At 73.1% G+C, this 21,889-nt stretch carries 22 protein-coding genes; 8 read left to right on the top strand and 14 right to left on the bottom strand.

Annotation, left to right across the window (positions count from 1 at the left end; genetic code table 11):
- Window positions 1-4: 4 nt before the first annotated feature.
- The 3 genes from AB0B33_RS13085 to AB0B33_RS13075 form a co-directional block, all read right to left on the bottom strand.
- The gene (locus AB0B33_RS13085) at window positions 5-472 is read right to left on the bottom strand and encodes a hypothetical protein (RefSeq protein ID WP_247022927.1); all 468 of its coding nucleotides are present in this window, start codon (window positions 470-472) and stop codon (window positions 5-7) included.
- Window positions 473-492: 20 nt separating this feature from the next.
- Window positions 493-1,335: an ESX secretion-associated protein EspG gene (locus AB0B33_RS13080; RefSeq protein ID WP_247022926.1), complete on the bottom strand. Its 843-nt coding sequence runs from the start codon at window positions 1,333-1,335 to the stop codon at window positions 493-495.
- A gap of 153 nt (window positions 1,336-1,488) precedes the next feature.
- A complete protein-coding gene (locus AB0B33_RS13075; protein WP_360770470.1) occupies window positions 1,489-2,403 on the bottom strand; it encodes a 2-dehydropantoate 2-reductase in 915 nt (304 codons plus the stop codon).
- Between the two features lie 206 nt (window positions 2,404-2,609).
- Between AB0B33_RS13075 and AB0B33_RS13070 the strand changes: the two genes are divergently transcribed.
- Window positions 2,610-2,798, top strand: coding sequence for a hypothetical protein (locus tag AB0B33_RS13070; RefSeq protein ID WP_360770467.1), 189 nt, complete (start codon window positions 2,610-2,612; stop codon window positions 2,796-2,798).
- An 83-nt stretch (window positions 2,799-2,881) separates the two neighbouring features.
- Here AB0B33_RS13070 and AB0B33_RS13065 read toward each other — a convergent pair whose 3' ends face one another.
- The 3 genes from AB0B33_RS13065 to AB0B33_RS13055 form a co-directional block, all read right to left on the bottom strand.
- A complete protein-coding gene (locus AB0B33_RS13065) occupies window positions 2,882-3,574 on the bottom strand; it encodes a flavin reductase family protein (protein ID WP_360770465.1) in 693 nt (230 codons plus the stop codon).
- A 126-nt stretch (window positions 3,575-3,700) separates the two neighbouring features.
- A complete protein-coding gene (locus AB0B33_RS13060) occupies window positions 3,701-4,318 on the bottom strand; it encodes a hypothetical protein (RefSeq protein WP_247022922.1) in 618 nt (205 codons plus the stop codon).
- 25 nt (window positions 4,319-4,343) lie between these two features.
- Window positions 4,344-4,805 (bottom strand): hypothetical protein, encoded by a 462-nt coding sequence (locus tag AB0B33_RS13055; protein WP_247022921.1) that lies wholly within the window; start codon window positions 4,803-4,805, stop codon window positions 4,344-4,346.
- Between the two features lie 243 nt (window positions 4,806-5,048).
- On the opposite strand from AB0B33_RS13055, the gene AB0B33_RS13050 reads away from it, so the two are divergent.
- On the top strand, window positions 5,049-5,813 hold the full coding sequence (locus AB0B33_RS13050; protein WP_360770461.1) for a polysaccharide lyase family 7 protein: 765 nt from the start codon (window positions 5,049-5,051) through the stop codon (window positions 5,811-5,813).
- Window positions 5,814-5,850: 37 nt separating this feature from the next.
- Here the strand turns inward: AB0B33_RS13050 and AB0B33_RS13045 are convergent, their stop codons facing one another.
- Complete coding sequence (locus AB0B33_RS13045) at window positions 5,851-6,873, bottom strand: LLM class flavin-dependent oxidoreductase (protein ID WP_247022918.1); 1,023 nt, start codon at window positions 6,871-6,873, stop codon at window positions 5,851-5,853.
- A 131-nt stretch (window positions 6,874-7,004) separates the two neighbouring features.
- Between AB0B33_RS13045 and AB0B33_RS13040 the strand changes: the two genes are divergently transcribed.
- The gene (locus tag AB0B33_RS13040) at window positions 7,005-7,472 is read left to right on the top strand and encodes a hypothetical protein (protein ID WP_247022917.1); all 468 of its coding nucleotides are present in this window, start codon (window positions 7,005-7,007) and stop codon (window positions 7,470-7,472) included.
- 139 nt (window positions 7,473-7,611) lie between these two features.
- Window positions 7,612-9,285 (top strand): alpha/beta fold hydrolase, encoded by a 1,674-nt coding sequence (locus tag AB0B33_RS13035; RefSeq protein WP_360770457.1) that lies wholly within the window; start codon window positions 7,612-7,614, stop codon window positions 9,283-9,285.
- Here the strand turns inward: AB0B33_RS13035 and AB0B33_RS13030 are convergent.
- From AB0B33_RS13030 to AB0B33_RS13015, 4 genes are all read right to left on the bottom strand, one after another.
- A complete protein-coding gene (locus AB0B33_RS13030) occupies window positions 9,269-10,615 on the bottom strand; it encodes an alpha/beta hydrolase (protein WP_360770455.1) in 1,347 nt (448 codons plus the stop codon). The two genes, AB0B33_RS13035 and AB0B33_RS13030, sit on opposite strands and share 17 nt — an antisense overlap.
- 51 nt (window positions 10,616-10,666) lie before the next feature.
- Entirely contained in the window at window positions 10,667-11,119 is a 453-nt protein-coding gene (locus tag AB0B33_RS13025; protein WP_360770452.1) for a MarR family transcriptional regulator, read from the bottom strand.
- 33 nt (window positions 11,120-11,152) lie between these two features.
- The gene (locus AB0B33_RS13020; protein WP_360770450.1) at window positions 11,153-12,091 is read right to left on the bottom strand and encodes an alpha/beta hydrolase fold domain-containing protein; all 939 of its coding nucleotides are present in this window, start codon (window positions 12,089-12,091) and stop codon (window positions 11,153-11,155) included.
- A 228-nt stretch (window positions 12,092-12,319) separates the two neighbouring features.
- Window positions 12,320-12,865: a TetR family transcriptional regulator gene (locus AB0B33_RS13015; RefSeq protein WP_360770448.1), complete on the bottom strand. Its 546-nt coding sequence runs from the start codon at window positions 12,863-12,865 to the stop codon at window positions 12,320-12,322.
- A 126-nt stretch (window positions 12,866-12,991) separates the two neighbouring features.
- On the opposite strand from AB0B33_RS13015, the gene AB0B33_RS13010 reads away from it, so the two are divergent.
- Window positions 12,992-14,557, top strand: a complete 1,566-nt coding sequence (locus AB0B33_RS13010) for a cytochrome c biogenesis protein DipZ (protein WP_360770445.1) — start codon at window positions 12,992-12,994, stop codon at window positions 14,555-14,557.
- On the opposite strand, the gene AB0B33_RS13005 is transcribed toward AB0B33_RS13010, so the two are convergent.
- Window positions 14,536-16,896 (bottom strand): BTAD domain-containing putative transcriptional regulator, encoded by a 2,361-nt coding sequence (locus AB0B33_RS13005; protein WP_360770443.1) that lies wholly within the window; start codon window positions 16,894-16,896, stop codon window positions 14,536-14,538. The two genes, AB0B33_RS13010 and AB0B33_RS13005, sit on opposite strands and share 22 nt — an antisense overlap.
- A gap of 159 nt (window positions 16,897-17,055) precedes the next feature.
- Here AB0B33_RS13005 and AB0B33_RS13000 point away from each other — a divergent pair, with 159 nt between their 5' ends.
- Both AB0B33_RS13000 and AB0B33_RS12995 read left to right on the top strand, forming a co-directional pair.
- Window positions 17,056-18,516, top strand: a complete 1,461-nt coding sequence (locus AB0B33_RS13000) for an aldehyde dehydrogenase (protein WP_360770440.1) — start codon at window positions 17,056-17,058, stop codon at window positions 18,514-18,516.
- On the top strand, window positions 18,513-19,895 hold the full coding sequence (locus AB0B33_RS12995; RefSeq protein ID WP_360770438.1) for an MDR family MFS transporter: 1,383 nt from the start codon (window positions 18,513-18,515) through the stop codon (window positions 19,893-19,895). The genes AB0B33_RS13000 and AB0B33_RS12995 overlap by 4 nt, the downstream gene beginning before the upstream one ends.
- Here the strand turns inward: AB0B33_RS12995 and AB0B33_RS12990 are convergent.
- Window positions 19,859-20,344, bottom strand: coding sequence for a carboxymuconolactone decarboxylase family protein (locus AB0B33_RS12990; protein WP_360770435.1), 486 nt, complete (start codon window positions 20,342-20,344; stop codon window positions 19,859-19,861). The genes AB0B33_RS12995 and AB0B33_RS12990 overlap by 37 nt on opposite strands.
- Window positions 20,345-20,495: 151 nt before the next feature.
- A complete protein-coding gene (locus AB0B33_RS12985) occupies window positions 20,496-21,068 on the bottom strand; it encodes an ABATE domain-containing protein (RefSeq protein ID WP_360770433.1) in 573 nt (190 codons plus the stop codon).
- Between the two features lie 55 nt (window positions 21,069-21,123).
- On the opposite strand from AB0B33_RS12985, the gene AB0B33_RS12980 reads away from it, so the two are divergent.
- Window positions 21,124-21,885, top strand: a complete 762-nt coding sequence (locus tag AB0B33_RS12980; RefSeq protein ID WP_360770430.1) for a GNAT family N-acetyltransferase — start codon at window positions 21,124-21,126, stop codon at window positions 21,883-21,885.
- Window positions 21,886-21,889 lie beyond the last annotated feature (4 nt).

The raw sequence follows: 21,889 nt of genomic DNA, 5'->3' as shown, positions 1-21,889 counted from the left end.
TCCCTCAGCTCTGGTCGGCGGTCGGGAGGGAGGTCAGCGTCGCGCGCGTGGTCTCTTCCCGGGACTTGTAGTTCTGCTTGGCCAGCTTGATGGCTTCGATGTAGGTCGGGAACTCCTGCCGCGCGGCCTGCAGCTGCGTGACGAGGCCGTGCTCGTCGGCGGCGGTGCTCACCATGTGCGCGGAAACCCACTGGCCGGTCGCGGTGCGGCTCATCGCCGGCGCGTCGTGCAGCCGCTGCAGGTTCGCCCAGCGCTGCTCGAGCGACTCGAGCACGCCTTCGAGGGCCTCGATCAGCCGGTTGCCCGTGGTGTCGTCGATGGCGAAGCCGCCGGTCTGCGCGAGCCGCTTCAGCTGGGCGCCGGCGAGCCCGACACGCACCGCGGCCATTGCCTTCTGCGCGGGTTCGGTCGCGGTCTGCATCTGCGCCGTCGCCTGGAGAGCCTGGGCAACCGCCTGGGTCTCTTCCGTCATCAGGACTGTTCCCTTTCCGGTCAGTACACCGCGGCGATGGCGTCGCGGATCGCGCGGGCGAGGTCGGCCCGCCCGGCCGGTACGTATTCCGCTGTCAGCTCGCCGGCCTCGCCGCTCGTCGTGTGCACGAGGTAGCGGCCGTCGGCGGTGTCGAGCCAGCTCAGCGGCTCACCCGCGACCCGCTCGCCGCGGCGCCCCTGCGCGCTGACGGCGATGTGGCCGCCGCCCAGCCGGGGTTCGGCGAGCACCCGCTCGAGGACGGCGACGTCCGAGGTCTTGCGCGCCGGCGGGCGGCGGCCGGGCCGCACCACGGCCTTGACCTCGATCATGCCGAAGGCGTCGGTTTCCTCTTCCTCGAACTCGGCGTCGGCGATGCGCTTCGCCGCCATGGCCGAGACTTCGCGCCCGGCGGCGCGGTGCACGACGTGTTTGCCCGTGGTCGCGGCCGGGGCGGGCGGCAGCACGCCCGTCACGACCTCGACGAGGTCCTCGTCCGCGAACAGCGAGAACAGCAGGTCGTCGCTGTCCGCCGCCTGCGTGATCCCGAGCGCCTGGGCGCCGTCGGTGACCACGAGCACGGCGACGTCGGCGCCGAGGCCGTCGATCCCGCTCACCGCAACCGAAACCCGGGGGTCGGCGAGCAGCTCGAACGCCGTGCGCACACCGGGGTGCAGCTCACCGGAGACCGACAGCCGCCGCTCCTCGAGCGCGTCGTAGACCTGGCGCGCGACCCGCACGAACCGCACCGGGTCGGCCGGGAGGTTGCCCGCTCGCAGCGGGTACCGCCGGACGTCACCACCGGTCGCTTGGCCCACTATGAGAGCTTCGACGACCTCGAGGACGAACTCGAACCGCTCCGCCATTTCCCCTCGCCGATTCTCCGTCGTCAAACCTTCAAGCAAGTTCCCTTACGAACAGTAGCAGTGCCGGAAGAGGCCGTGACGGCACCGCCACGCCGATGCCCGAAAGACCACGATCCCCTGGACTGCGCGGGCAAAGCGCCCTCGGTGACCGGTTCACCCGATGCGGTGCTGGTGGACGCGCAACTGCAGGCTGACGAGGTCGAGCAGCGGCGTGGCGACGCCCAGCCGCCGGGCACGCGCGGTGAGATCGCCGAAGATCTGCTCCCCCTCGACCGGGTGACCGCCGAGCAGGTCGCGGTACAGCGAAGATCCCCCCATCGCGGGGTCCGTCACGGTCTTCCGCGTCGCTTCGAGGTCGGCCGGCGGCACCGGGAACCCGGCCGCTCCGGCGACCGACGCCGCTTCGGCCACGACGGCTTCGGCGAACTCCTCGCCGCCCGGCACCGCGACGACCTCGCCGATCGTGCCGCGCAGCAGGCTGTTGACCGCGCCGATCGCGGCGATGAACACCCATTTCGCCCACATCGCCTCGGTGATCCGCCCGCTGAGTGCGGCCGGGAACCCGGCGCCGCTCAGCGCCGCGTCGACGTCGGCCAGCCGGGGCGGGACGGGCTCGGTGCGGGCACCGTAGGTCAGCTGCTGCAGCGGTCCGAGCCGCCGGATCGCGCCGTCTTCGTCGAGGGTGGTCAGCACCTTCGCGACACCGCCGAGCACGGCGTCCGCGCCGAACCGCGCGTCGAGGGCGTCGATGTGGGCGAGGCCGTTGAGGAACGGCAGGACCAGCGTGCCCGGGCCGACGGCGGGGGCGAAATCGTCGATGGCCGGGGCGAGGCCGGTGGCCTTGACCGCCAGCAGCACGAGGCCGTAGGTCTCCCGAAGCGTTCCGGTCTCGACCAGGGGCGGTTCCAGCACCGTCTCCTCCCCCAGCCCGACGATCCGCAAGCCGGTGTCCCTCAGCACCTTCGCCCGGCCGGGCCGGACGAGGAACGTGACGTCCCGGCCCGCCTGCAGCAGCCGCCCGCCGAAGTACCCGCCGGTCGCACCGGCGCCCACCACCAGAATCCGCAAGTCGCTCACCCCATGACGTACGCCGCGCGGCGGCCACGGTATTCCCCCGCGGAGAGATCGATCCGGGCCGGGGCCCGTGGGACGGGCATGGGAGCACGGATGCGGTGGACGCTCGCGAGCGCGAGGCTCACGGCCGGGGTGCTGACGGCCGGGGTGCTGGTCGCGGCGGGCGGCCGCACCGCGATCCCGCCCCGGCGCAGTGGGGCGTGACCCGGACGAGCGCGAGCGACGTGCCGGCGATCTACCCGTACCGGGAAGATACCGTGCCCGACGAGGTCGCGCGGCCGATCCTCGCGGCGCCGGGCAACGCGCGGAACCCGGCCGACGACGGCTGGGACCAGCACTTCGGCATACCCGACAGCCTGAGCGGGATGTCATGGCGGTGGTGCTGCTGACGCAGCAGCCGTCGATTGCCTCGACCCAGGGGCGAGCGGCCGTGACCGCGGGGCCAAAACGCTCGCTCCCCCGCTCACGCGGCTCAACGCGACGCGACCCCGCGGGCGCGGTCGATGTCCGGGCCGCGGTAGAGCCGCTCGGGGATGCGGGCGAGGGTCGAGGGGTGGACCTGCGGGCCGAGGCCGTAGAGCTTCTGGAAACTCATGATGAGCGGCCGCCAGCGGTCCGGGTCGACGTGGTCGTCGCTGCCGGCCGCGCGGATGTCGTCGTGCACGAACACGCGCTGCACGCGCACCTCGATCGCGACGATCCCGCCGCGCTGCCGCTCGTCGTCCTCGGCCAGCGGGTGCACGGCCTCGACGACGGCCTCCATGGCGACCGGGCACTCGGCGACCCGGGGCGGCGCGACGGTTTCGGAGTCCACCGGGGTGAGCCCGGCGCGGGCGAACTTTTCCGCCACGTGGAAGTACCCGCGCTTGCGCTTGCCGTCCGGAACGGGGTCGGACCCGGTGGTCAGCGCGAGCCGGTCGACGGCCGCGGCGAGCGCGTCGGAGGGCAGGTTGAGCACGCATTCGCCGGTGCGCAGGACGTTCTGGGTGGTCTTCGAGCGGGCACCGAGCCCGAGCATCGCCCGCCAGCCGAGCCAGAAGGCCGAGGACATCGGGGCGAGGTTGGCGGAGCCGTCTTCGTTGGTGCTGGAGATGAGGACGACCGGGGTGCCGAAGTAGAGGATGCCGGGCTCGATGGCCTTGTGCGCAAGGGTTTCCGTCTTCACGGGTTCGATCCTGCCGTCCACGGGGGACGCACCGCTGGCGGGAATCGGCCGTCTCGGTCCCGGCGTGGGGCCGTGAAGGCCACATCCACGGACACTCGGTCCGTGGATGTGGCCTTCACGCCTTCGTCAGCCGCAGTGTTCGGTGCGTTCCTGGTCGGTCATCGGCGCGGTGTGCTGCGTGATGTCGCCGGTCGCACCGGGAACCGGGCCGTCCGCGTCGAAGTCCTGGTACCAGATGTAGTGGCCGTAGTAGCGGTCGCCGAAGTGCATCTCGTACGTGCCGTGCACCTTCTGCATCTTCGGCGCCCGCTCCACCCAGCCCTTCTCCCCCGGGCGGACGTCGACGTTGGTCGCCTGCCCTTCGGTGTGCGACGACTCCCAGGTGTGCTGGTACGACGTCTCGATGGACACCTTGAACACTTCCGAGAAGCCGTATTCGGCCGACAGGGACACGCCGAAGCTGTTCGACTCGCCCGTCGTGTCGGACCAGTTCACCGTGCTGCGCTGCAGGTCCGGTGTGCAGTTGTAGGCCGCCTCGCCGACCTGGTGGCCGGCGCCGGTGTGCTCCTCCGGCGGGCCCGCCGGGTGGAACACGCACGAGTCCGTGCCGTTGTCGCACTTGTCGAGCAGTTCCCGGGCGGTGGGCTGGTCTTCGGCGGACGCGGCCGGTGCGGTGAGCACGAGGCCGGCGGCGGTCAGCAGGCCGACGCCCGTCGCCACCCACGTGGTGCGCTTGCTGGTCATGCGGTCACTCCCTTTCGCGGGTGGCTCAGCTGAAGCCGATGGACTGGGTCCGGTCGTCCATGAAGGACCCGACGTTGCCGGTGTTCTCCTTGAACGGGCCGTCGCGGTCGCCGCTGAGGTTCGGCTCCGGGTAGAGCCAGATCCAGCAGTTCCCCCACGGCTGCACCGAGGAGATCTTGTTCTTCCAGTCGTCGCCGAGGTCGAACTGCCAGTTCACCCAGCCGTCCTTCTTGCACAGTTCCGGCCCGGTGATCGTGAGCGAGTTCCCCGTGTAGTCGGGGCCGTCGAAGAAAGTGCCCTGCACGACGTCGCCGTCGGCCCGCGCGGTCAGTGCCGTGCGGCTCGAAGAGCAGTGCTGCACACCGGTTCCGACGTTCAGCACGCAGTGTTTCGGCACTGCCGCCGCGTTCGCCGGTGCCACCCCGAGCGAAGTCAGCGCGGCCGCCGCGGACACCGTCGCCGCGGCTTTTCTGGTCCAGTTCCCCATTTTCCTTGCTCCTTCCGGTGAGCTCCGGTCCGACGGGTCGAACGTAACTCCAGGCTGACGCGCTCGCCGTCGCGTTGCCCGGCGGCACCGCCGGGTCTGCCTGATCCCTTCGAAAACGGGCGGCGGATCTTGACAACCGGCGAGTGCGGACCTACCGTGGGTCCACGCCGCCGGGTTGTCCAGACCATTCATTCACGTCCGTGAACGACTGGTTAAGCGTTTTCATCGCGAAAGGACACCACGATGCGCGTGCGTGCCTTGTTCGTCCTGCTGGCGGTTCCGGCCCTGGCCGCGGCCACCGCGTTGCCCGCCGTGGCGGCGGATCCCTCCGTGGCCCCGGGCGGCAACTTCGACCTGTCGGTCTGGCAGCTGCAGGAGCCGGTCGGCTCCCCCGGGAGCCCGACCACGATCTCCTCGTCCCGGCTGCAGGGGGCGAACGGCTTCCAGGACAGCTACTTCTACACCGACACCCGTGACGGCGCGATGACCTTCTGGGCGCCGGAAAAGGGCGTCACCACGCCGAATTCGAACTACGCGCGCTCGGAGCTGCGCGAGATGAACCGCGACGGCTCCGCGGCGAACTGGTCCCTGAGCGGGTCGCACAAGCTCAACGCGACCCTGCGGGTGGTGTCGGTGACGTCGAACGTGTGCGTCGGCCAGGTGCACCTCGGCACCGGCGGGTCGTCCACGAAACCGCTGCTGGAGCTGTACTACCGCGCGAGCGGCGACATCGTGCTGGGCACGGAGAACTCACCCGACGGCGGGCAGACGCCGCACACCGTCGGCCACGTCTCGCTCGGCAAGACGTGGACGTACACGATCGGCATTTCCGGCGGCACCACGATCGACCTGACGGTCAACGGCACCACCACGCACTACAGCATCCCGTCGTCGTTCAAGGCGTACAAGCAGTACTTCAAGGCGGGCTCGTACAACCAGTCCTCTTCGGACAGCACGACGAAGGGCGCTAGGGTCGCGTTCTACGGCTTGAAGGTCACCCACGGCTGACGACGAACGGCCCGGCCGCCACCGGGCCGCTCGCGTGTCAGCGCCAGCCCAGCTCCGGCGCCACGTGGGTGAGGATGTCCTCCAGCACGTGGGCGTTGTAGTCGACGCCGAGCTGGTTCGGGACCGTCAGCAGCAGGGTGTCCGCGGCCTCGACGGCCTCGTCCTCCTTGAGCAGCCGCACCAGTTCGTCCGGCTCCGCCGCGTACGAGCGGCCGAAGATCGCTCGGGTGTTCTCGTCGATCATGCCGACCTGGTCGCGCGACTGGCGGTCGCGGCCGAAGTACGCGCGGTCGAGGTCGGTGGTCAGCGCGAAGATGCTGCGGCTCACCGACACGCGCGGCTCGCGGGTGTGGCCCGCTTCCTTCCACGCCTCGCGGTAGGCCTCGATCTGCTTGCGCTGCTGGACGTGCAGCGGCTCGCCCGTCTCGTCGTCCTTGAGCGTGGAGCTCTGCAGGTTCATGCCCAGCTTCGCGGCCCAGACGCCGGTCGCGTTCGAGCCCGACCCCCACCAGATGCGCTCGCGCAGCCCCTCCGAGTGCGGCTCGACGCGCAGCAGTCCGGGCGGGTTGGCGAACATCGGGCGCGGGTTCGGCTCCGCGAAGCCTTCGCCGCCGAGCACCTCGAGGAACAGCTCGGTGCGGCGGCGGGCCATGTCGGCGTCGGTCTCGCCCTCGGCCGGGGCGTAGCCGAAGTAGCGCCAGCCGTCGATGACCTGCTCGGGGGATCCCCGGCTGATGCCGAGCTGGAGCCGGCCGGCGGAGATGAGGTCGGCGGCGCCGGCCTCCTCGGCCATGTACAGGGGGTTCTCGTAGCGCATGTCGATCACGCCGGTGCCGATCTCGATCTTCGAGGTGCGCGCGCCGATCGCGGACAGCAGCGGGAACGGGCTGCCGGCCTGCCGCGCGAAGTGGTGCACGCGGAAGTAGGCGCCGTCCACGCCGAGCTCCTCGGCGGCGACCGCGAGGTCGATCGACTGGTGCAGGAAGTCCGCGGCCGACCGGGTCTCGGAGTGCGCCCCCGGCGACCAGTGGCCGAACGACAGGAAACCGATGTTCTTCACGCCCTTCCCAGCGTCCGGCGGCCGGGATTGATTCCCGGGTGTGAGCAGGCCGACCGGGGTCGCTCGTTCCGGTGAACCGCCGCCGGTGGCCGTCCGGCGCGGGTACTCGATGCGGAAACGAGGAGGAGCGCATGCCCGACAACGACCTCACCGGCTTCCTGATCATCGGACTGGTCATCGTGGTGGCCGACGGCCAGGTGCTCTACCGGGGCGGCCGCCGCTACCTGAGCGGGCCGGACGACGGCGACGGCACCGGGTCGATGGCGTGGCTGGTGGTGACCGTCTTCCACCTGGTCGCGTTCGGCGTCCTGGCCCTGCTCTCGGTGGTCGGCCCGCAGTGGTCGGGCTCGACGGCCGCGCTGGTCGGCAGGCTCGGCGTCTTCCTGCTGCTGCTCGCCGTCGTCCACGTGCTCACGCTCACCGTGCTGGCCCGCCGCCGCCAGGACCGGATCGTCGAGACCCGCTTCCAGGACCGCGATGCCCCCGAGGTGGTCGTCGAGCAGCCGGGGCGGACCACGGTCACCCCGGTGCCCGGCCAGGACGGCCCGCACCCGGAGGTCAGCCCCGACCTCGGGCACCACGGGCCGTACCGCACCTGAGCGGTTCACCGGATCGGGGAACCCCGGCCCGGTGAATCGCGGTCTTCGCGCTGCTCCGCCCCGGTCCGGCGTGCTTGGATTCCCCGGCCGGAGCGCGACGAAGGGAACTGCGGTGCGAACGTCCCGAGCAGGGTTGGCGGTGGCCGTCTCGGTGCTGGTGGTGACGACCGCGCCCGCGGCCGCGACCACGCCCGATCCGCTCGCGCCGTACCTGACGCAGCAGGTGGCGTGGGGCAGCTGCCCGTTCGCCAAGCGGATCGAAGCGCAGCCCGCGCAGTGCGCGCGGATCACCGTCCCGCGGGACTGGGCGGCGCCCGGCGCCGGCACCGACCTCGAGGTGGCGATCAGCCGGGCCGCGGCCACCGGGAGCCGGCGCGGAGCGATCCTGGTCAACCCCGGCGGGCCCGGTGGCCGGGGCACCTCGCTCGCCGGCGCGCTGGCCGGGCTGGAACCGGCGTTGAACGAGCACTTCGACGTCGTCGGCATGGACCCCCGCGGCACCGGCCAGGAAGGCGGCGACGACGCCGGGTTCGTCTGCCGCGTGCCGACCGGGCGGCTGCCGGAGGAGGACGACCTCGACGCCCGCGACCGCTCGGCCGCCAGCATCGCGCAGCACCAGCGCGCGCCGCGGGCGGTGGCCGAGGCGTGCCAGAGCGACGCGGTCGCGCCCTACGTCACCACCTGGCAGACCGCCCACGACATGGACCTGATCCGCGCGCTGCTGAAGGACGACCGGCTCAACTACCTCGGCTTCTCCTACGGCACCTGGCTGGGCGCGAAGTACGCGTCGCTGTTCCCGGACCGCACCGGCAAGTTCGTGCTCGACTCCAGCGTGAACTTCGAAGGCCGCCTCCAGGCCGCGTTCGAGGCGTTCCCGAAGATCGACCAGCGCCAGTTCGACGACGTCTACGCGCCCTGGCTGGCCCGCCGCTACCCCGAGCAGCTCGGCAAGACCGCCGGCCAGGTCCGGGCGAAGTGGGAACGGCTGCGCGCGTTCTTCAAGCGCGAAGGGCTGTCGCCGGACATCTTCGACCACGTCTTCGTCGGCAACGGCAGCACCCGCCAGTGGCTGACCGGCGCGCTGATCCTCACCAAGGGCGCGGCCGCGCTCGACGGCACCCCGGCCGCCCCGCCGCCCGCGGCGCTGGAGGAGGACCTCGACGACGTCTCGCGCGCGGTGTTCGGGGTGCCGGCCGCGTCGTTGACCCCCGCGGGCGTGGTGCGGACGCTGGCGGAGCCCGAACCGGACTACGCCGACGTCCCCGGCACCCGGCTGGCGGTAGCGTGCGCGGACCAGCCGTCGCGGACGTCGGGCTGGTACAAGCTGCTCAGCGACCTGCAGGGGCCGACGTACCCGCTGTTCGGCTGGGCGTACGGCCTCAGCGAGCCGTGCGGGTACTGGTCCGAGCTCCCCCGCCACGAGCTGCCGAAGCTGCCGCCGAGCGCGGCGAAGAACGTCCTGGTCGTCCAGGGCGAGTTCGACCCGCAGACGGGCTACGAACAGGCCGAGTCGGCGGCGCGGGCGGCCGGCGTCCCGATGGTCTCGGTAGCCGATTCGCCGTTCCACGGCCAGTACGCGGTGAGCGGCAATTCCTGTGTGGACGATCTGGTGAACGGGTTCTACCTCGGCGCCGCCCGCCCGGCGGCGACCATCTGCCCGGGTGTCCCGCTGCCCGGGGAGAAGGCGGTCTTCCCCGTCCCGGGTCCGGCGGGTGAGCCGGAAGCCGCACCGGCGGCGGCCCCGCGTGACGGCCTTTCGACCGCGCGGCAACGACTCCAGGACACGATCAGCGCGGTCAACCGCGGGCGCTGAGCCCGCCGGTCAGCCGCGGCGGGTCGAACCGGACGTACCGCCCGTCCTCCCCCAGCGCGACGGCGGCCGCGTTCAGGCGACCCGGTTCCGCGACGTCGCCCCAGCGCCCGGACTCGACGCGGGATTCGAGCGCCTGCAAGGCCGCGATGCTCTCGGCCGGCCGGAACGCGCAGTGGCCGGTCGCCCCGACGTACGCCTGGCGCAGCAACGCCCCGCGCCCGGCCCGGTGGACCTGACCGGCGTACCAGTCCTCCTGCTCGACCGGTACCAGCTGGTCGGCCGTGGTGTGGATGTCCAGCGTCGGGACGCGCAGCCGGCCGGTCGCCATCGACGTGCGCGCGAGGGTGCGGACCGCCTGCGGGTCCGGGCGGATGTCCGCGTCGCGGGTGAGCGCCGCCAGGTCGGCGTCGAGGTCGAGACCGGCCGTCCGGTACAGGGCACGGACCTGGCGGGCGTGGCTGCTGCCGGCCAGCAGGGCCCGGTAGTCGACGCCCGCGGTGGCCGCGCTGTTGCCGCCCGCGGCCAGCTCGACCTGGTAGCGGCCGCTCACCACGAAGCCGAGCACGAACTGCGCGAGTTCCTGCTGCTGCTGGACTTCCTGGCCCGGGTAGTCGGTCGGCGCCGGCGGGGTCGGGCCGGTGAACCAGCCCGCCTCGTTGAGGAACGCGGCGGCCAGCGCGATCCGCGCGCGGCCCGCCGGGGTGGCCTGGCCGTCGGTCGCCAGCTTGGTCAGGGCGGCGGCCGACGCGCTCGCTTCGGCCGCGTCGGCGAACCGGACCAGCTTGACGTCCTGCTCCGGCGCGAGCAGCCGGGCGAGCGCGTATTCGCCGTGCAGCTGGTAGGCGTTCAGGTTGAGCGCACCGGCGACGAGACCGCACGTGCTCAGCACGCCGTCGAGGCGCGGGGTTTCGGCTTCGAGCGCGCTGACGAGCCCGCCCATGGACGTGCCCCACCCGAGAGTGCGCCGGGGGTGGCCGGTCACCCGCTCGAGCGCCGCCAGCGCGCCGAACTGGTCGTCGACGGCGGAGGCGAGCGCCCACCACGACGCGCCGCTGTAGGACGACCCGACCAGGGCGTACCCGCGGGCGAGGAGCGCGTCACGGGTGGCGTCGTCGGGTGCGTCCTGCGCGCTGAGCGGGCCGAACCCGTGGCTGTACAGGATGGTCGTGCCGTTCCAGGCGGCCGGGACGTCGGCCACCCAGGTGGCGCCGTCCGGCAGCTGTCCGGTGTGGTGCCCGGCCGCGGCGGCGGCTCCCGCGGTCAGGCCGAGCGCCGTCACGATCGAAGCGGCCAGTGCGATCACGCGGCCGTACCACCTGCGCATGCTCATGCGGGCAGGGTGCCACGACGACGCGGGGATGTACAGGTTTCCTGTACTTATTCAGTGGGACGGCCGGTCCGACAGCGCCGAATGGCAGGCGACGACGTAGTCCCGGAACCGGGTGGCGTCACCGGCGTCCAGCTTGGAAAGCATCCGTTCTTCGACCGCGGCCACGTCGTCGCGGACGCGGTCGAGGACGTCGGCACCGGGGCCGGTCAGCCGGAGCACGCGGCGGCGCCGGTCGCGCGGGTCGCCGTCCCGCGCGAGGAAGCCCTGCCGTTCGAGCGCGACCACCATGTCGGCCATCGCCTGATCGGTGACGAACGAGTTGCGCGCCAGCTCCGCCGTCGTGAGGCCCGAGCGCCGCTCCAGCACGGTGAGCGCGGTGTACTGCAACGGCGTGAGCGCGACCGGGCGCAGCACCTCGTCCAGCCGGGCCCGGACGACGAGCTCGAGCTGTTTCACCAGGTACAGCAGGCCGGGCCCGGGCCGGCCCGCGGGGGTTTCGGACACCGCACCATGGTGACCGACCGGCGGCCCCGGCGCTCAGGCGGGCCGCGCGAGCAGCCGCCGCAGCCACGACTCCCGCGCGGCCACGCACGCCTCGGCGACGGCCGATTCCGGGGCGATGTCGTGGAAGCCGTGGAACGCACCGCCCCAGACGTGCAGTTCGGCCTCGCCCCCGGCGGCCCAGACCGCGCTCGCGAAGGCGACGGCCTCGTCCCGGAACACCTCGACGGCCCCGGCGTCGACGAACACCGGCGGCAGTCCACCGAGGTCAGTCGCCCGGGCCGGAGCCGCGTACGGCGAGACGTCGCCGGTCCCGCGGCGGTCGCCGAGGACCATCGTCCAGGCGGTCAGGTTGCTGGTCCGGTCCCAGACACCGACGCCGTCGTACTGGCGCGCGGAGACGGTCTCGTTCCGGTCGTCGAGCATCGGGCACTGGAGCAGCAGGCCGGTGATCGCGGGGCCCCCGCGATCCCGCGCGAGCAGGGCCGTACCGGCGGCGAGCCCGGCTCCCCCGCTGCCACCGAAGACGACAAGCCGTCCGAACCCGAGCGCGGCCGTCCACTTCAGACCGGCGTAGCAGTCCTCGACGGGCACGGGATCGGGGTGTTCGGGCGCACGCCGGTACTCGACGGTGACGGCGACGGCGTCGTGCTCCAGAACCCAGTCGATCAGCGGGTGGACGGAGGCGAACCGGTCGGCCATCACCATCCCTCCGCCGTGGGCGTGGTAGATCCCGAGCCCACTGCGGCGGCCGTCCGCGCGTTCGATGACGGAGACGGTGATGCCGGCGCCGCCGTACCCGGGGATGGTGTGGTCGGCCCAGGTGACCGGGCGGTCGCCGATCTGCTCGTCGATGGTGGGGAACGGGAGTGCGCGGTAGTGGGCGAGCTGGTCGGCGGTCATGCCTACGGGGACTTGGCCGGAGAGGGCGGGGAGGAGGGCGGCGAGTTCGGGATCGTAGGTGGGGTCGGGCATCCGGTGGAGTTTAGGGAGAGGGTGCCGATAGTCGGTATACGCGCTGGGGTGGGGTTTTTTGGGGGTCGCGGGAGCCGACCGGGCGGGGCGGCGGGGCGGCGGGCGGGAAATGAGCCAAGGGGGCCGGCCAGGCCGGCGAAGCGGGCAGCGGGCAGGTCGGCCAAGCACATGAGTTGGCCGAGTACGGCCGCCAATGCACCGAGCCGGCGGGTGTTCGGCCGCGGCCGGCTACCTCTCCGTTCCGAACGCCCGCAGGAACGTGTCCACGATGACGTCCGCCGCCTGAGCGTCGCTCAACCCCGGCATCTCCCGCGTCGCCAGGTGCACCAGCTGGCCGAGCACGTTCCCCGGCCACCGCTCCGGCACCCCACCCCGGATCAACCCCTCCTCGGTCGCCCGCTGCAGGAACCGGTCCACTGCCTCGACCGACCGAAGCCGGCGCTCCCAGATCGCCGGGTCCGTGCGCATCGTCGCCAGCTCCGCCGGCCACTTGCGGTTGACGCCCACGATCTCCTCGACGTACCGGTGCAGGGCCACCGCCACCGGGGCCTCCTCGAGCCTGGCCGCCTCGATGGCCGTCTCGATCGCGTCCAACCGGGCCTCGTACACCGCCGTCAGGAGTTCTTCGCGGCCGGTGAAACGGCGGTACACCGTGCGGCGGTCCACGCCCGCCGCCGTGGCGATGGCCGCGATGCTCGTGGCCGGGTCGTCGGCGAGCATGCGGGCGCCTGTGGTCAGGAGGAGTTCGAGGTTGCGCGCGGCGTCGGCTCTCACCCCCTCAACATACTCTCCGCTGTCGCCCTCCAACGGACAACCGTCACACCGCTGAGACCATGACGAAAGCCTTACCGTCGATTCGTAACCAGCCAGACCGGTTACGAACACGGCTAAGTTCGGCTCGTGCCCACCCTCGTGCTCGCCGGCCTGCTCGCCGGGATCGTCACCAGCGTCTCGCCGTGCGTGCTGCCCGTCCTGCCCGTCGTGCTGACCGCCGGTGCGCGCCGGCCTTGGGGTGTCGTCGGCGGGCTGGTGACCAGCTTCAGCCTCACGACGCTCTTCGGTTCGCTCGTGCTCGCCGCACTCGGGTTGCCCACCGGGCTGGTGCGGGACGCCGGGATCGCGGCGCTGGTGCTGCTGGGGATCGGGCTGCTCGTCCCACGCGCCGGCGAGCTGCTGGAACGGCCGTTCGCGCGGCTGCGCGGGCGGGCCGCCGCGCCCGGCCGGGGCGGGTTTGCCACCGGTCTCGCGCTGGGTCTCGTGTACGTGCCGTGCGCGGGACCGGTGCTGGCCACCATCGCCGTCGTCGGGGCGACGCACCGGATCGGGTTCGACAGCCTGCTGCTGACCGCCGCCTTCGGTGTGGGCACGGGGATTCCGCTGCTCGTGCTCGCCGCCTCCGGTGGTGCGCTCGCCCGCCGCGCGCGGTTCCTGCGGGCGCACGCGCGCGGGCTGCGCGCCGCCACCGGGGCCGCTCTGCTGCTGGTCGCCGCCGTCACCGCGTTCGACCTCGCCGCGCCGCTGCAGCGCGCCGTGCCCGACTACACGGCCGCCGCGCAGCGGGCCGTCGGCACCGAGCAGCTCGACCGGCTGACCCACGCCCCGGAGTTCACCGGCATCACCACCTGGCTCAACACCCCCGGCGGGCAACCCGTGTCACTGCGGGCGCTGCGCGGGAAGGTCGTGGTGGTCAGCTTCTGGACCTACAGCTGCATCAACTGCCAGCGCGCCCTCCCGCACCTCGAACGGTGGTCCGACGCCTACCGCGACGCCGGGCTGACGGTCGTCGGCGTGCACACCCCGGAGTTCGCCTTCGAGCACGACCCCGCCAACGTCGCCGACCAGGCGAAAGCCCTCGGCGTCACCTACCCGGTCGCGATCGACGACGACTACGCCACCTGGACCGCCTACGGCAACCAGTACTGGCCCGCCGCCTACCTCGTCGACGCGACCGGGCAGGTCCGGCGCACCAGCTTCGGCGAAGGCGGGTACGCCGGTTTCGAAGAGCAGATCCGCGCCGCGCTCACCGACGCCGGAACGCCCTCGCTCCCCCGGCCCACCGACGTCCCCGACACGACCCCGGCCGGCGCGCTGACCCCCGAGACGTACCTCGGCGCCGCACACGCTCCCCTCGCGACCAGCGGCAGCCTCGTCGCGACCGGGCAGACCCGCGGCTACACCTTCCCCGCGGCCGTCGACCGCGACACCTTCGCGCTCGACGGCACGTGGACGGCGGATCCCGAGCACCTGACCGCAGGTCCCGGCGCCCGGCTGCGGCTGTCCTTCCGCGCGACGTCCGTCCACCTCGTCCTCGGCGGGACGGGAACGGTGACCGTGGACGGCACGCGCACCATCGCGGTCGACGGCCCGCCGACGCTGTACACCGTGCTGGACAAGCAGGCCGGGCCCGGCGAGCTGACGTTGTCGCTCAGCCCCGGCACGCAGGCCTACTCCTTCACGTTCGGCTGAAAGAGGTTCACGCGGTCCCGCAGCTCGTCCTCGACGTGGCGCTCCAGCCAGCGAGCGGGCGGGTCGGCGAGCCAGTCGTACCCGTAGACGGCGAACTCCGCGTGCGGCGGGCCGATCTCGCCGTGGCCCAGGTACTCCAGCAGCGGTTCCCACCACTCCCGTCGCACGACGACGTACGAGGCCGCCAGCCCGGGGTCGTGGAGCCAGTCGCGCAGCAACCGCGCCAGCAGGACGTCGGTGACCGGGCCGGGGCCGGCCGGGCCGATCAGGTGCCGCGTGACGGCGAGGTGCTTGCCCGCCGGCAAGTCCGCGTCCCGCCGGATCGCCGCGAGCACCGGGTCGCCGGCCAGTTCGTCGAGATCGCCGAACGTCAGCCGGCTCAGGAACGCCCGCACGCGGCCGTCCCCGCGCAGGACCGTGAACGCTTCGGGACGGCGGTCGAGCCAGCGCCGGACGGACGCGGCGGCGGCCTCGCCGTGGGTGTCGCGGGCCAGCGCGACGAGCTCGTCGTGCTCGGCCGGCGTCACGACGGAGGCCCGCACGCCCGCTTCCCCGGCCACCGAGACCGACCGGCGCAGGACTCCGCCGCACAGGTGACCGAGGGTCCGCACGACGGCCACGGCCGCCTCCGGTTCGGTGACCTCACGCAGGAGCGTCGTGAAGGCGTGGTCGCGGATCCGCCGGTGCATCCGCGCGTAGCCGGCCGGGTCGCGCCAGCGCAGGTGCGCGTCCAAGGCGGCCCGCAGCACCCCGTCGACGTCCAGGCCGTGGCCCGGCGTCCCGACGCAGGGCTGTGCCCGCAGCCAGTCGAACAGCTCGGCGGCGTCGCCGTCCGGAATCGCCACGCGCAGCAGGTCTTCGGTCGTGTAGCGGGCGTGCGCGCACACGTACAGGGCCTGCCAGTGGCGGGCAGTGGGCACGTCGTCGAGCAGGACCTCCAGCACGGTGTCGACGACGTACCGCACGGCCTCACGCCGGGCCGGCTGCCCGGTGCCCGTCAGGTCCCGGCCGACCTCGGCGGCCAGCGCGAGCACGAGCGGGTGCCCCGCGGCGAAGTCCACAATGGACACACCGAGCCCGGGCGCGATCCCCCGGGCTTCCAGCAGTGCCGCCGATTCCGCCGGGCCGAGGGCTTCCAGGTGCCGGACGGTCAGCGTGCCGGCGAACGCCGGGTCCGTCCGCCAGGCGACACCGGGTCCGTGCCGCCCGGCCACGACGACTACGGCGTCGCCCGGCAGCCCGGGGAGGTAGTCCTCGCGCAGCCAGGGTTCGAGTTCGCGGTGCCGCTCGAACGAGTCGACGAGCAGGACCGGGCTCGGCGCGTCCAGGGCGACCTGCTCGAGCCGGCTCCGCAGTTCGGCGGTCGTCAGGCCGTGGAGCAGCCACGCCGGGCGCCCGGCGGCCGCGGCGTCGTCGGCGAACCGGCGCAGCAGGGTCGACTTGCCGATCCCCGCGGGACCGCGGAGGAAGAGCGTCCCGCCGCGGTTCAGCACGGCGGCGAAGGCGGCGCGCTCGGCGTCCCGGCCGACGAACCACCGCGCCCGCCCGGCCGGGGCCCGCCGCGGTTCCCCGGCCCGCAGGATCCCTTCGTGGATCTCGCGCAGCCGGGGTCCGGGCGCGATGCCCAGCTCCCGGCCGAACAGGTCGTGGACCGCGCGGTAGACAGCCAGCGCCTCGGCCCGCCGGCCGCCGCGGTCGAGGGCGAGCAGGTGGATCTCGTACAGCGGTTCTTCGAGCCGGTTGAGCTCGATGAGCGCGGGCACCTCGGCCACCACTTCGGCGTGCCGGCCCAGGTCGAGGCGCAGCCGGAGCAGGTCCTGGGTGGCGAGCAGCTTGAGCCGTTCCAGGCGTGCCCGCTCCCGTTCGGCCGCCTCGCCGGGGACCCCGGCCAGCGCGGTGCCGGTCCAGAGCGCGAGCGCCTCCTCCAGCCGCTCCGCCGCCGCGGCCGCGTTCCCGGCCGCGCGGTCCCGGCGGGCCGCCTCGGCCAGCCGCGTGAACTCGGTGGCGTCGACCGCGAACGCCGCCGGGTCGAGCAGGTAGCCGCCGGCCCGGGAGTGGATCGCCGCACCGAGGCCGTGCCCGGCGAGCACGCGCCGGAGCCGTGAGATGTACGTGCGGACGACCGCCTCCCCGGTGGCCGGCGCGCGCTCGCCCCAGAGGCCGTCGATCAGCTCGCCGGTCGGCACGAACCGGCCGCCGCCGGCGAGCAGCGCCAGCAGCACGGCTTGCTGTTGCGGGGAACCGAGGTCCAGCCCGGTGCCGTCCCCGTCGACGGCGCCGGGCGGCCCGAGGACGGTGAGCCGCGCTTTCGGTTCGGCCACGGGTGCCCGGCGGTGCATGGGCGGGAGGTTAAGCCGGTGCCGCGCGCGCTCGCGAGCGTCGGGTGACGCCGTGCGTGTACGTCACCCGGGTACGTCTGTGCACCGTCTCACACGTGCGCTGCTTCGCCGAGTTAAGTGCTACATTGTTGAGACAGAAGACGGCACAGGAGGAAGCCAGTGATCACCCGGAACCAGCTCTTCGTCGGCGGCGCGTGGACCACCCCGAGCAGCACCGAGCCGCTCGACATCGTTTCGCCGCACGACAACTCGGTGCTCGGCCGCGCGGTGCAGGCGCTGCCCGCCGACGTCGACCGGGCCGTCGCGGCCGCCCGGCTGGCCTTCGACGAAGGCCCGTGGCCGCGAACCGCGCCCGCGGAACGGATCGCCGTGATCCGGCGGCTGACCGCCCTGCGCGAGCAGCGCGCCGCCGAAATCGCGGCGCTCATCTCCGCGGAGAACGGCTCGGCGCTGTGGTTCACCCAGGCCGGTCAGCCCGGGCTGACCCGGCAGGCCAACGCCTACCTCAAGGCGGCCGAGGAGTTCGGCTGGGAGCAGACGCTCGAGCCGTCGGACCCCGCCGCGCCGTTCCGGTCGGTCGTGCGGCGGGAGGCGGTCGGCGTGGTGGCCGCGGTCATCCCGTGGAACTCGCCGTTCTCCTCGGCGCTGGCCAAGATCATCCCCGCGCTGCTCGCCGGGAACACCGTCGTCCTCAAGGTTTCGCCCGAGAACACGCTCAGCATGAGCCTGCTCGCGGACCTGCTGGCGGACGCCGGGCTGCCCGAGGGCGTCGTCAGCGTGCTGCCCGCGGACCGCGAAACCAGCGAGCACCTGGTGAAGCACCCGGACATCGACAAAATCGCGTTCACCGGGTCGACCCGCGCCGGCCGCCGCATCGCGTCGCTGGCCGGCGAGCAGCTCAAGCGGGTCAGCCTCGAACTCGGCGGCAAGTCCGCCGTCGTGTTCCTGCCCGACGCCGACCTCGGCGCGGCGATCCAGGGCGTCAAGTTCGGTTCCCTGCTCAACAACGGCGAATCGTGCATCGCGCAGACGCGCGTCCTCGCGCCGCGCAGCCGCTACGAAGAGGTGGTCGCCGGGTTGAAGGACCTGATCGAATCGCTTCCGGTCGGCGACCCCGCCGACGAAAAGACGTTCATCGGGCCGATGATCCGCCGGGACCAGCAGCAGCGCGTGCTCGACTACGTCCGCACCGGCGTCGAGGAGGGCGCCCGGCTCGTCACCGGCGGCGCCGAGGTCCCGGCCGGGCTGGAAGCGGGCAACTACGTGACGCCCACGCTGTTCGCCGACGTCGACCCGTCGATGCGCATCGCGCAGGAGGAGATCTTCGGCCCGGTCCTGGTCGTCCTCCCCTACGACGACGAGGACGACGCGGTCCGCATCGCGAACGACTCCGAATACGGCCTCTCCGGCGGGGTGTGGTCGGCCGACCCGGCGCACGCGCTGGCCTTCGCGCGCCGCATCCGGACCGGCACCGTCACCGTCAACGGCGCGCCGATCGGCTTCGACGGCCCGTTCGGCGGCTTCAAGGCCAGTGGCCTCGGCCGCGAATACGGCGCTGTCGGGCTCGGCACCTACACCGAATACAAGACCATCACCGTTCCGGAAAAGAAAGACCGATGAGCGTCGACACCCCCGCCAGACCCGCAGTGCGCCCGGCCGTGGCGGCCCTCTTCCTCGCCGTCCTGCTGGCCGCGCTGGACCAGACCATCGTGGCCACCGCCCTGCCCAAGATCGCCGCCGACCTCGGCGGGTTCCGCGACATCGCCTGGATCACCGCGTCCTACCTGCTCGCCTCGACCGCCGCCACGCCGCTGTGGGGCAAGCTCGGCGACATGCTCGGGCGCAAGCGCCTGTACCTCGTCGCCACGACGGCGTTCCTGCTCGCCTCCGCGCTCTGCGGCCTGGCCCAGGACCTGCCGCAGCTCGTCGCCGCCCGCGCCCTGCAGGGCCTCGCGGGCGGCGGGATGATCGTCTTGACCTTCGCGCTCGTCGGCGACATCGTCGAGCCCGCCGAACGCGGCCGGTACCAGGGCCGGTTCGGCTCGGTCTACGGCGTCGCCAGCATCGCCGGCCCGCTGCTGGGCGGCCTGTTCACCGACCACCTCTCGTGGCGGTGGGCGTTCCTGGTCAACGTGCCGGTCGGGCTGGTGGCCGTGGTCCTCGCCGCGCGCGCCCTGCCCGCCCCCGCGCGGAAGAAGTCCACGGCCCGCATCGACTACCCCGGCGCGCTGCTGCTGGCCGGCGCGGCCACCGCGCTGGTCCTCATCACCTCCTTCGGGCCCCGGTGGGGCTGGACCGCGCCGGGCACCCTGGTGCTCGTCGTCGCGGCGATCGCCTTGGTGGCCCTGGTGATCCCGGTCGAACGCCGGGCCGCGGCCCCCGTGCTGCCGCCGGCGATGTTCGCCTCGCGGACGGTCGTCATCGCCGCACTCGTCGGGTTCATCGCCAACGTCGCGATGTTCAGCGTCCTGGTGTACCTGCCGACGTACCTGCAGGTCGTCGACGGCGTGTCGGCGACCCTGTCCGGCGTGCACCTGCTGCCGCTGGTGCTCGGGCTGGTCGTCAGCCAGTCCTTCGCCGGGCGGTGGGTGGCGGACCCGGCGCGGGTGCGGCCGGTCCTGGTGACCGGGCTCGCGCTGAACGTCGCCGGGCTCCTGCTGCTGAGCACGCTGGCGCCCGGCACCGCGCAGCTCGCCGTGCTCGGCTACTTCCTCGTCACCGGGATCGGCATCGGCATGGTCCCGATGGTCGCGCTGACGGCGGCGCAGAACGCGGTGCCGTCAGCGGACATCGGGGCCGCCAGCGCGGTGGTCACGTTCGCCCGGTCGATCGGCGCGGCCTTCGGGGTGGCCGTCTTCGGCACCCTGCTGGGCGACGACGTGGCCGGCCACATCGGCGGGGCGTTCCTCGCGATCGTCCCCGTGGTCGTGGTCGGCACCGTCCTCGCCACGCTGCTGAAGCGTCACTCACCGAACGCGGCGAACATCCCCGGTTCGTAGGATCCGCCCTTCTGGTGCACGAGCACGGCCAGCCGGTTGGCCGCGTTGATCAGGGCGACCAACGCGACCAGCGCGGCGGCCTGCTCGTCGTCGTAGTGCTCGCGCATCCGCGCCCAGGTTCCGTCGGACACGCCTTCGCAGGCGTCCGCGAGGCGGGTGCCCTCCTCGGCCACGGCGAGCGCGGCCCGCTCGGCTTCGGTGAACACGGTCGACTCCCGCCACGCGGCGACGAGGTTGAGCCGGACGGCCGTCTCCCCCGCGGCCGCCGCTTCCTTGGTGTGCATGTCGATGCACCAGCCGCACCCGTTGATCTGGCTGGCCCGGAGGCTGACCAGCTCCCGGGTGGCCGCCGGCAGCGGCGACCGCTCGATCACCTGGCCGAGCGCGGCGAACCGCTTGCCGAGCCGGGCGCCGGTTTCGGTGGTGAACAGGTCGAGGCGGGTTTCCATGGCTTGGTCCTCACTGGTGTCGTCGGGTGGACGCCCTCAAGACACCGGTGGGGCGCGCCGTGTGACAGCCCGCGGTGTGTACGTGCGGTTTACGCCGCCGCCGCGGCGTAGATCGAACGTCCACACCGCAGCCCTAGCGTGAGGGCATGACCTACGCACCCAGGCGCGCCGGGCTCAACGGCGGGTTGCCGCGCTGCCGGGCGCGGTGGGCCAGCGCCTTCATCTTGTTGCCGCAGGTGGCCATCGCGCACCACTCGCGGCGCGCGCCGCGCGAAGTGTCCAGGTAGACCTGGGTGCACTCGGGACGGCCGCATTCCCGCAGCAGCTCGGCTTCCGGGCCGCCGAGGAGGTCGACGGCGGCGCGGGCCACGGTGGACAGCGCCTGCTCCGGCGTCGCCGACACCGTCCGCCCGCGCCGGCCCAGCCGCGGGACGGCGGGTGGCCGCGCCGCCGCCGCGTTGAGCACCCCGATCGCGGCGGTGGGGCCGGGTTCGCGGAGGAGACGGGCGCGGACCAGGGCGTAGCCGGCCTCGCGCAGGGCGACCGCGGCGGCGAGGTCGGCGGGACGGCAGCCCGGGGCGCGATCGGCGACGCCGGACCCGGTGAACCAGGCGTCGAGGTCGCGGGGCGTGCGCAGCGCTTCCCGCGGCACGGCGGTGCGCCGCGCCTTCAGCGTGCCCGCGAAGTCGAGCGCGAGGTGGCCGCAGGGGAACGCGTGCTCCATGTGACCAGTTTGGCAGGTTACGCATCAGGCGTCACCGCGAGAGAAAAGGAAAACGATGGAAAACGGCACGACCGACCGGGCCGCACGGGCCTGGATCGGCGCCATGGCGCTGTTCGCCGGGACCCAGCCGGGCGGCTCCTTCCGCGAGGGCGCGGCAGGGACCGCCGAGCTGGTTTCGGGGGCGCCGATGCCCCTGCTCAACGGCGTCATCAGCGTCGCCGCCGAACCGGACCCGGCCGAAATCGCCGAATTCGCGGACTCACCGCGGCTGGCGGGCGCGGCGTGGAGCGTCCAGGTGCGCGGCGAGCGGGTCGACGACCGGATCGTCGCCACCGCGGCCGCCCACGGCCTGAACCAGCGGTCGCTGCTGCCCTTCATGGTGAAGGACATCGACGCCGGCCACGGCACCGATCCCGACGGCCTCGAGGTGCGGCCCGTGTCCGGTGTGGACAGTGACAGCTACCGGACCACGATGGCCGCCGGGTACGAAGGCCCGGACGCGCTGTTCGCCGTCTTCGCCCGGCCGTCGGTGCTCGACCACCCGACCATGCGCGGCTACGTCGCCGAGCTCGACGGCACCCCGGTGGCGACGTCGTTCGGCGTGCTGGTGGGTGACATGGTGGGCGTGTTCAACATCGGCGTCCCGCCCCGCTACCGCCGCCGCGGCTACGGCCGGGCCGCGACCGCCGCCGTGCTGCGCGAGGCGTACACCGTCGGCGCGCGGACGGCGTTCCTGCACGCCAGCCCGCTGGGCGTGCCCCTCTACGCGGACATGGGCTTCGCCCACGCCGAGAACTGGTCGTTGTTCACCGCATGAAAGA

Source organism: Amycolatopsis sp. NPDC049159, from assembly GCF_040648295.1.
GTDB lineage: Bacteria > Actinomycetota > Actinomycetes > Mycobacteriales > Pseudonocardiaceae > Amycolatopsis > Amycolatopsis pretoriensis_A.
Note: the sequence above shows the minus strand (reverse complement) of the source record. Positions and strands in the feature narration are given on the sequence as shown.

What these genes read in the sequence shown, in the direction of transcription:
- AB0B33_RS13085 (WP_247022927.1), bottom strand. Translation starts at nt 472, where the DNA reads ATGACGGAAGAGACCCAGGCGGTTGCCCAGGCTCTCCAGGCGACGGCG.
- AB0B33_RS13080 (WP_247022926.1), bottom strand. Translation starts at nt 1,335, where the DNA reads ATGGCGGAGCGGTTCGAGTTCGTCCTCGAGGTCGTCGAAGCTCTCATA.
- AB0B33_RS13060 (WP_247022922.1), bottom strand. Translation starts at nt 4,318, where the DNA reads ATGACCAGCAAGCGCACCACGTGGGTGGCGACGGGCGTCGGCCTGCTG.
- AB0B33_RS13055 (WP_247022921.1), bottom strand. Translation starts at nt 4,805, where the DNA reads ATGGGGAACTGGACCAGAAAAGCCGCGGCGACGGTGTCCGCGGCGGCC.
- AB0B33_RS13050 (WP_360770461.1), top strand. Translation starts at nt 5,049, where the DNA reads ATGCGCGTGCGTGCCTTGTTCGTCCTGCTGGCGGTTCCGGCCCTGGCC.
- AB0B33_RS13040 (WP_247022917.1), top strand. Translation starts at nt 7,005, where the DNA reads ATGCCCGACAACGACCTCACCGGCTTCCTGATCATCGGACTGGTCATC.
- AB0B33_RS13030 (WP_360770455.1), bottom strand. Translation starts at nt 10,615, where the DNA reads ATGAGCATGCGCAGGTGGTACGGCCGCGTGATCGCACTGGCCGCTTCG.
- AB0B33_RS13020 (WP_360770450.1), bottom strand. Translation starts at nt 12,091, where the DNA reads ATGCCCGACCCCACCTACGATCCCGAACTCGCCGCCCTCCTCCCCGCC.
- AB0B33_RS13005 (WP_360770443.1), bottom strand. Translation starts at nt 16,896, where the DNA reads ATGCACCGCCGGGCACCCGTGGCCGAACCGAAAGCGCGGCTCACCGTC.
- AB0B33_RS12995 (WP_360770438.1), top strand. Translation starts at nt 18,513, where the DNA reads ATGAGCGTCGACACCCCCGCCAGACCCGCAGTGCGCCCGGCCGTGGCG.
- AB0B33_RS12990 (WP_360770435.1), bottom strand. Translation starts at nt 20,344, where the DNA reads ATGGAAACCCGCCTCGACCTGTTCACCACCGAAACCGGCGCCCGGCTC.
- AB0B33_RS12985 (WP_360770433.1), bottom strand. Translation starts at nt 21,068, where the DNA reads ATGGAGCACGCGTTCCCCTGCGGCCACCTCGCGCTCGACTTCGCGGGC.
- AB0B33_RS12980 (WP_360770430.1), top strand. Translation starts at nt 21,124, where the DNA reads ATGGAAAACGGCACGACCGACCGGGCCGCACGGGCCTGGATCGGCGCC.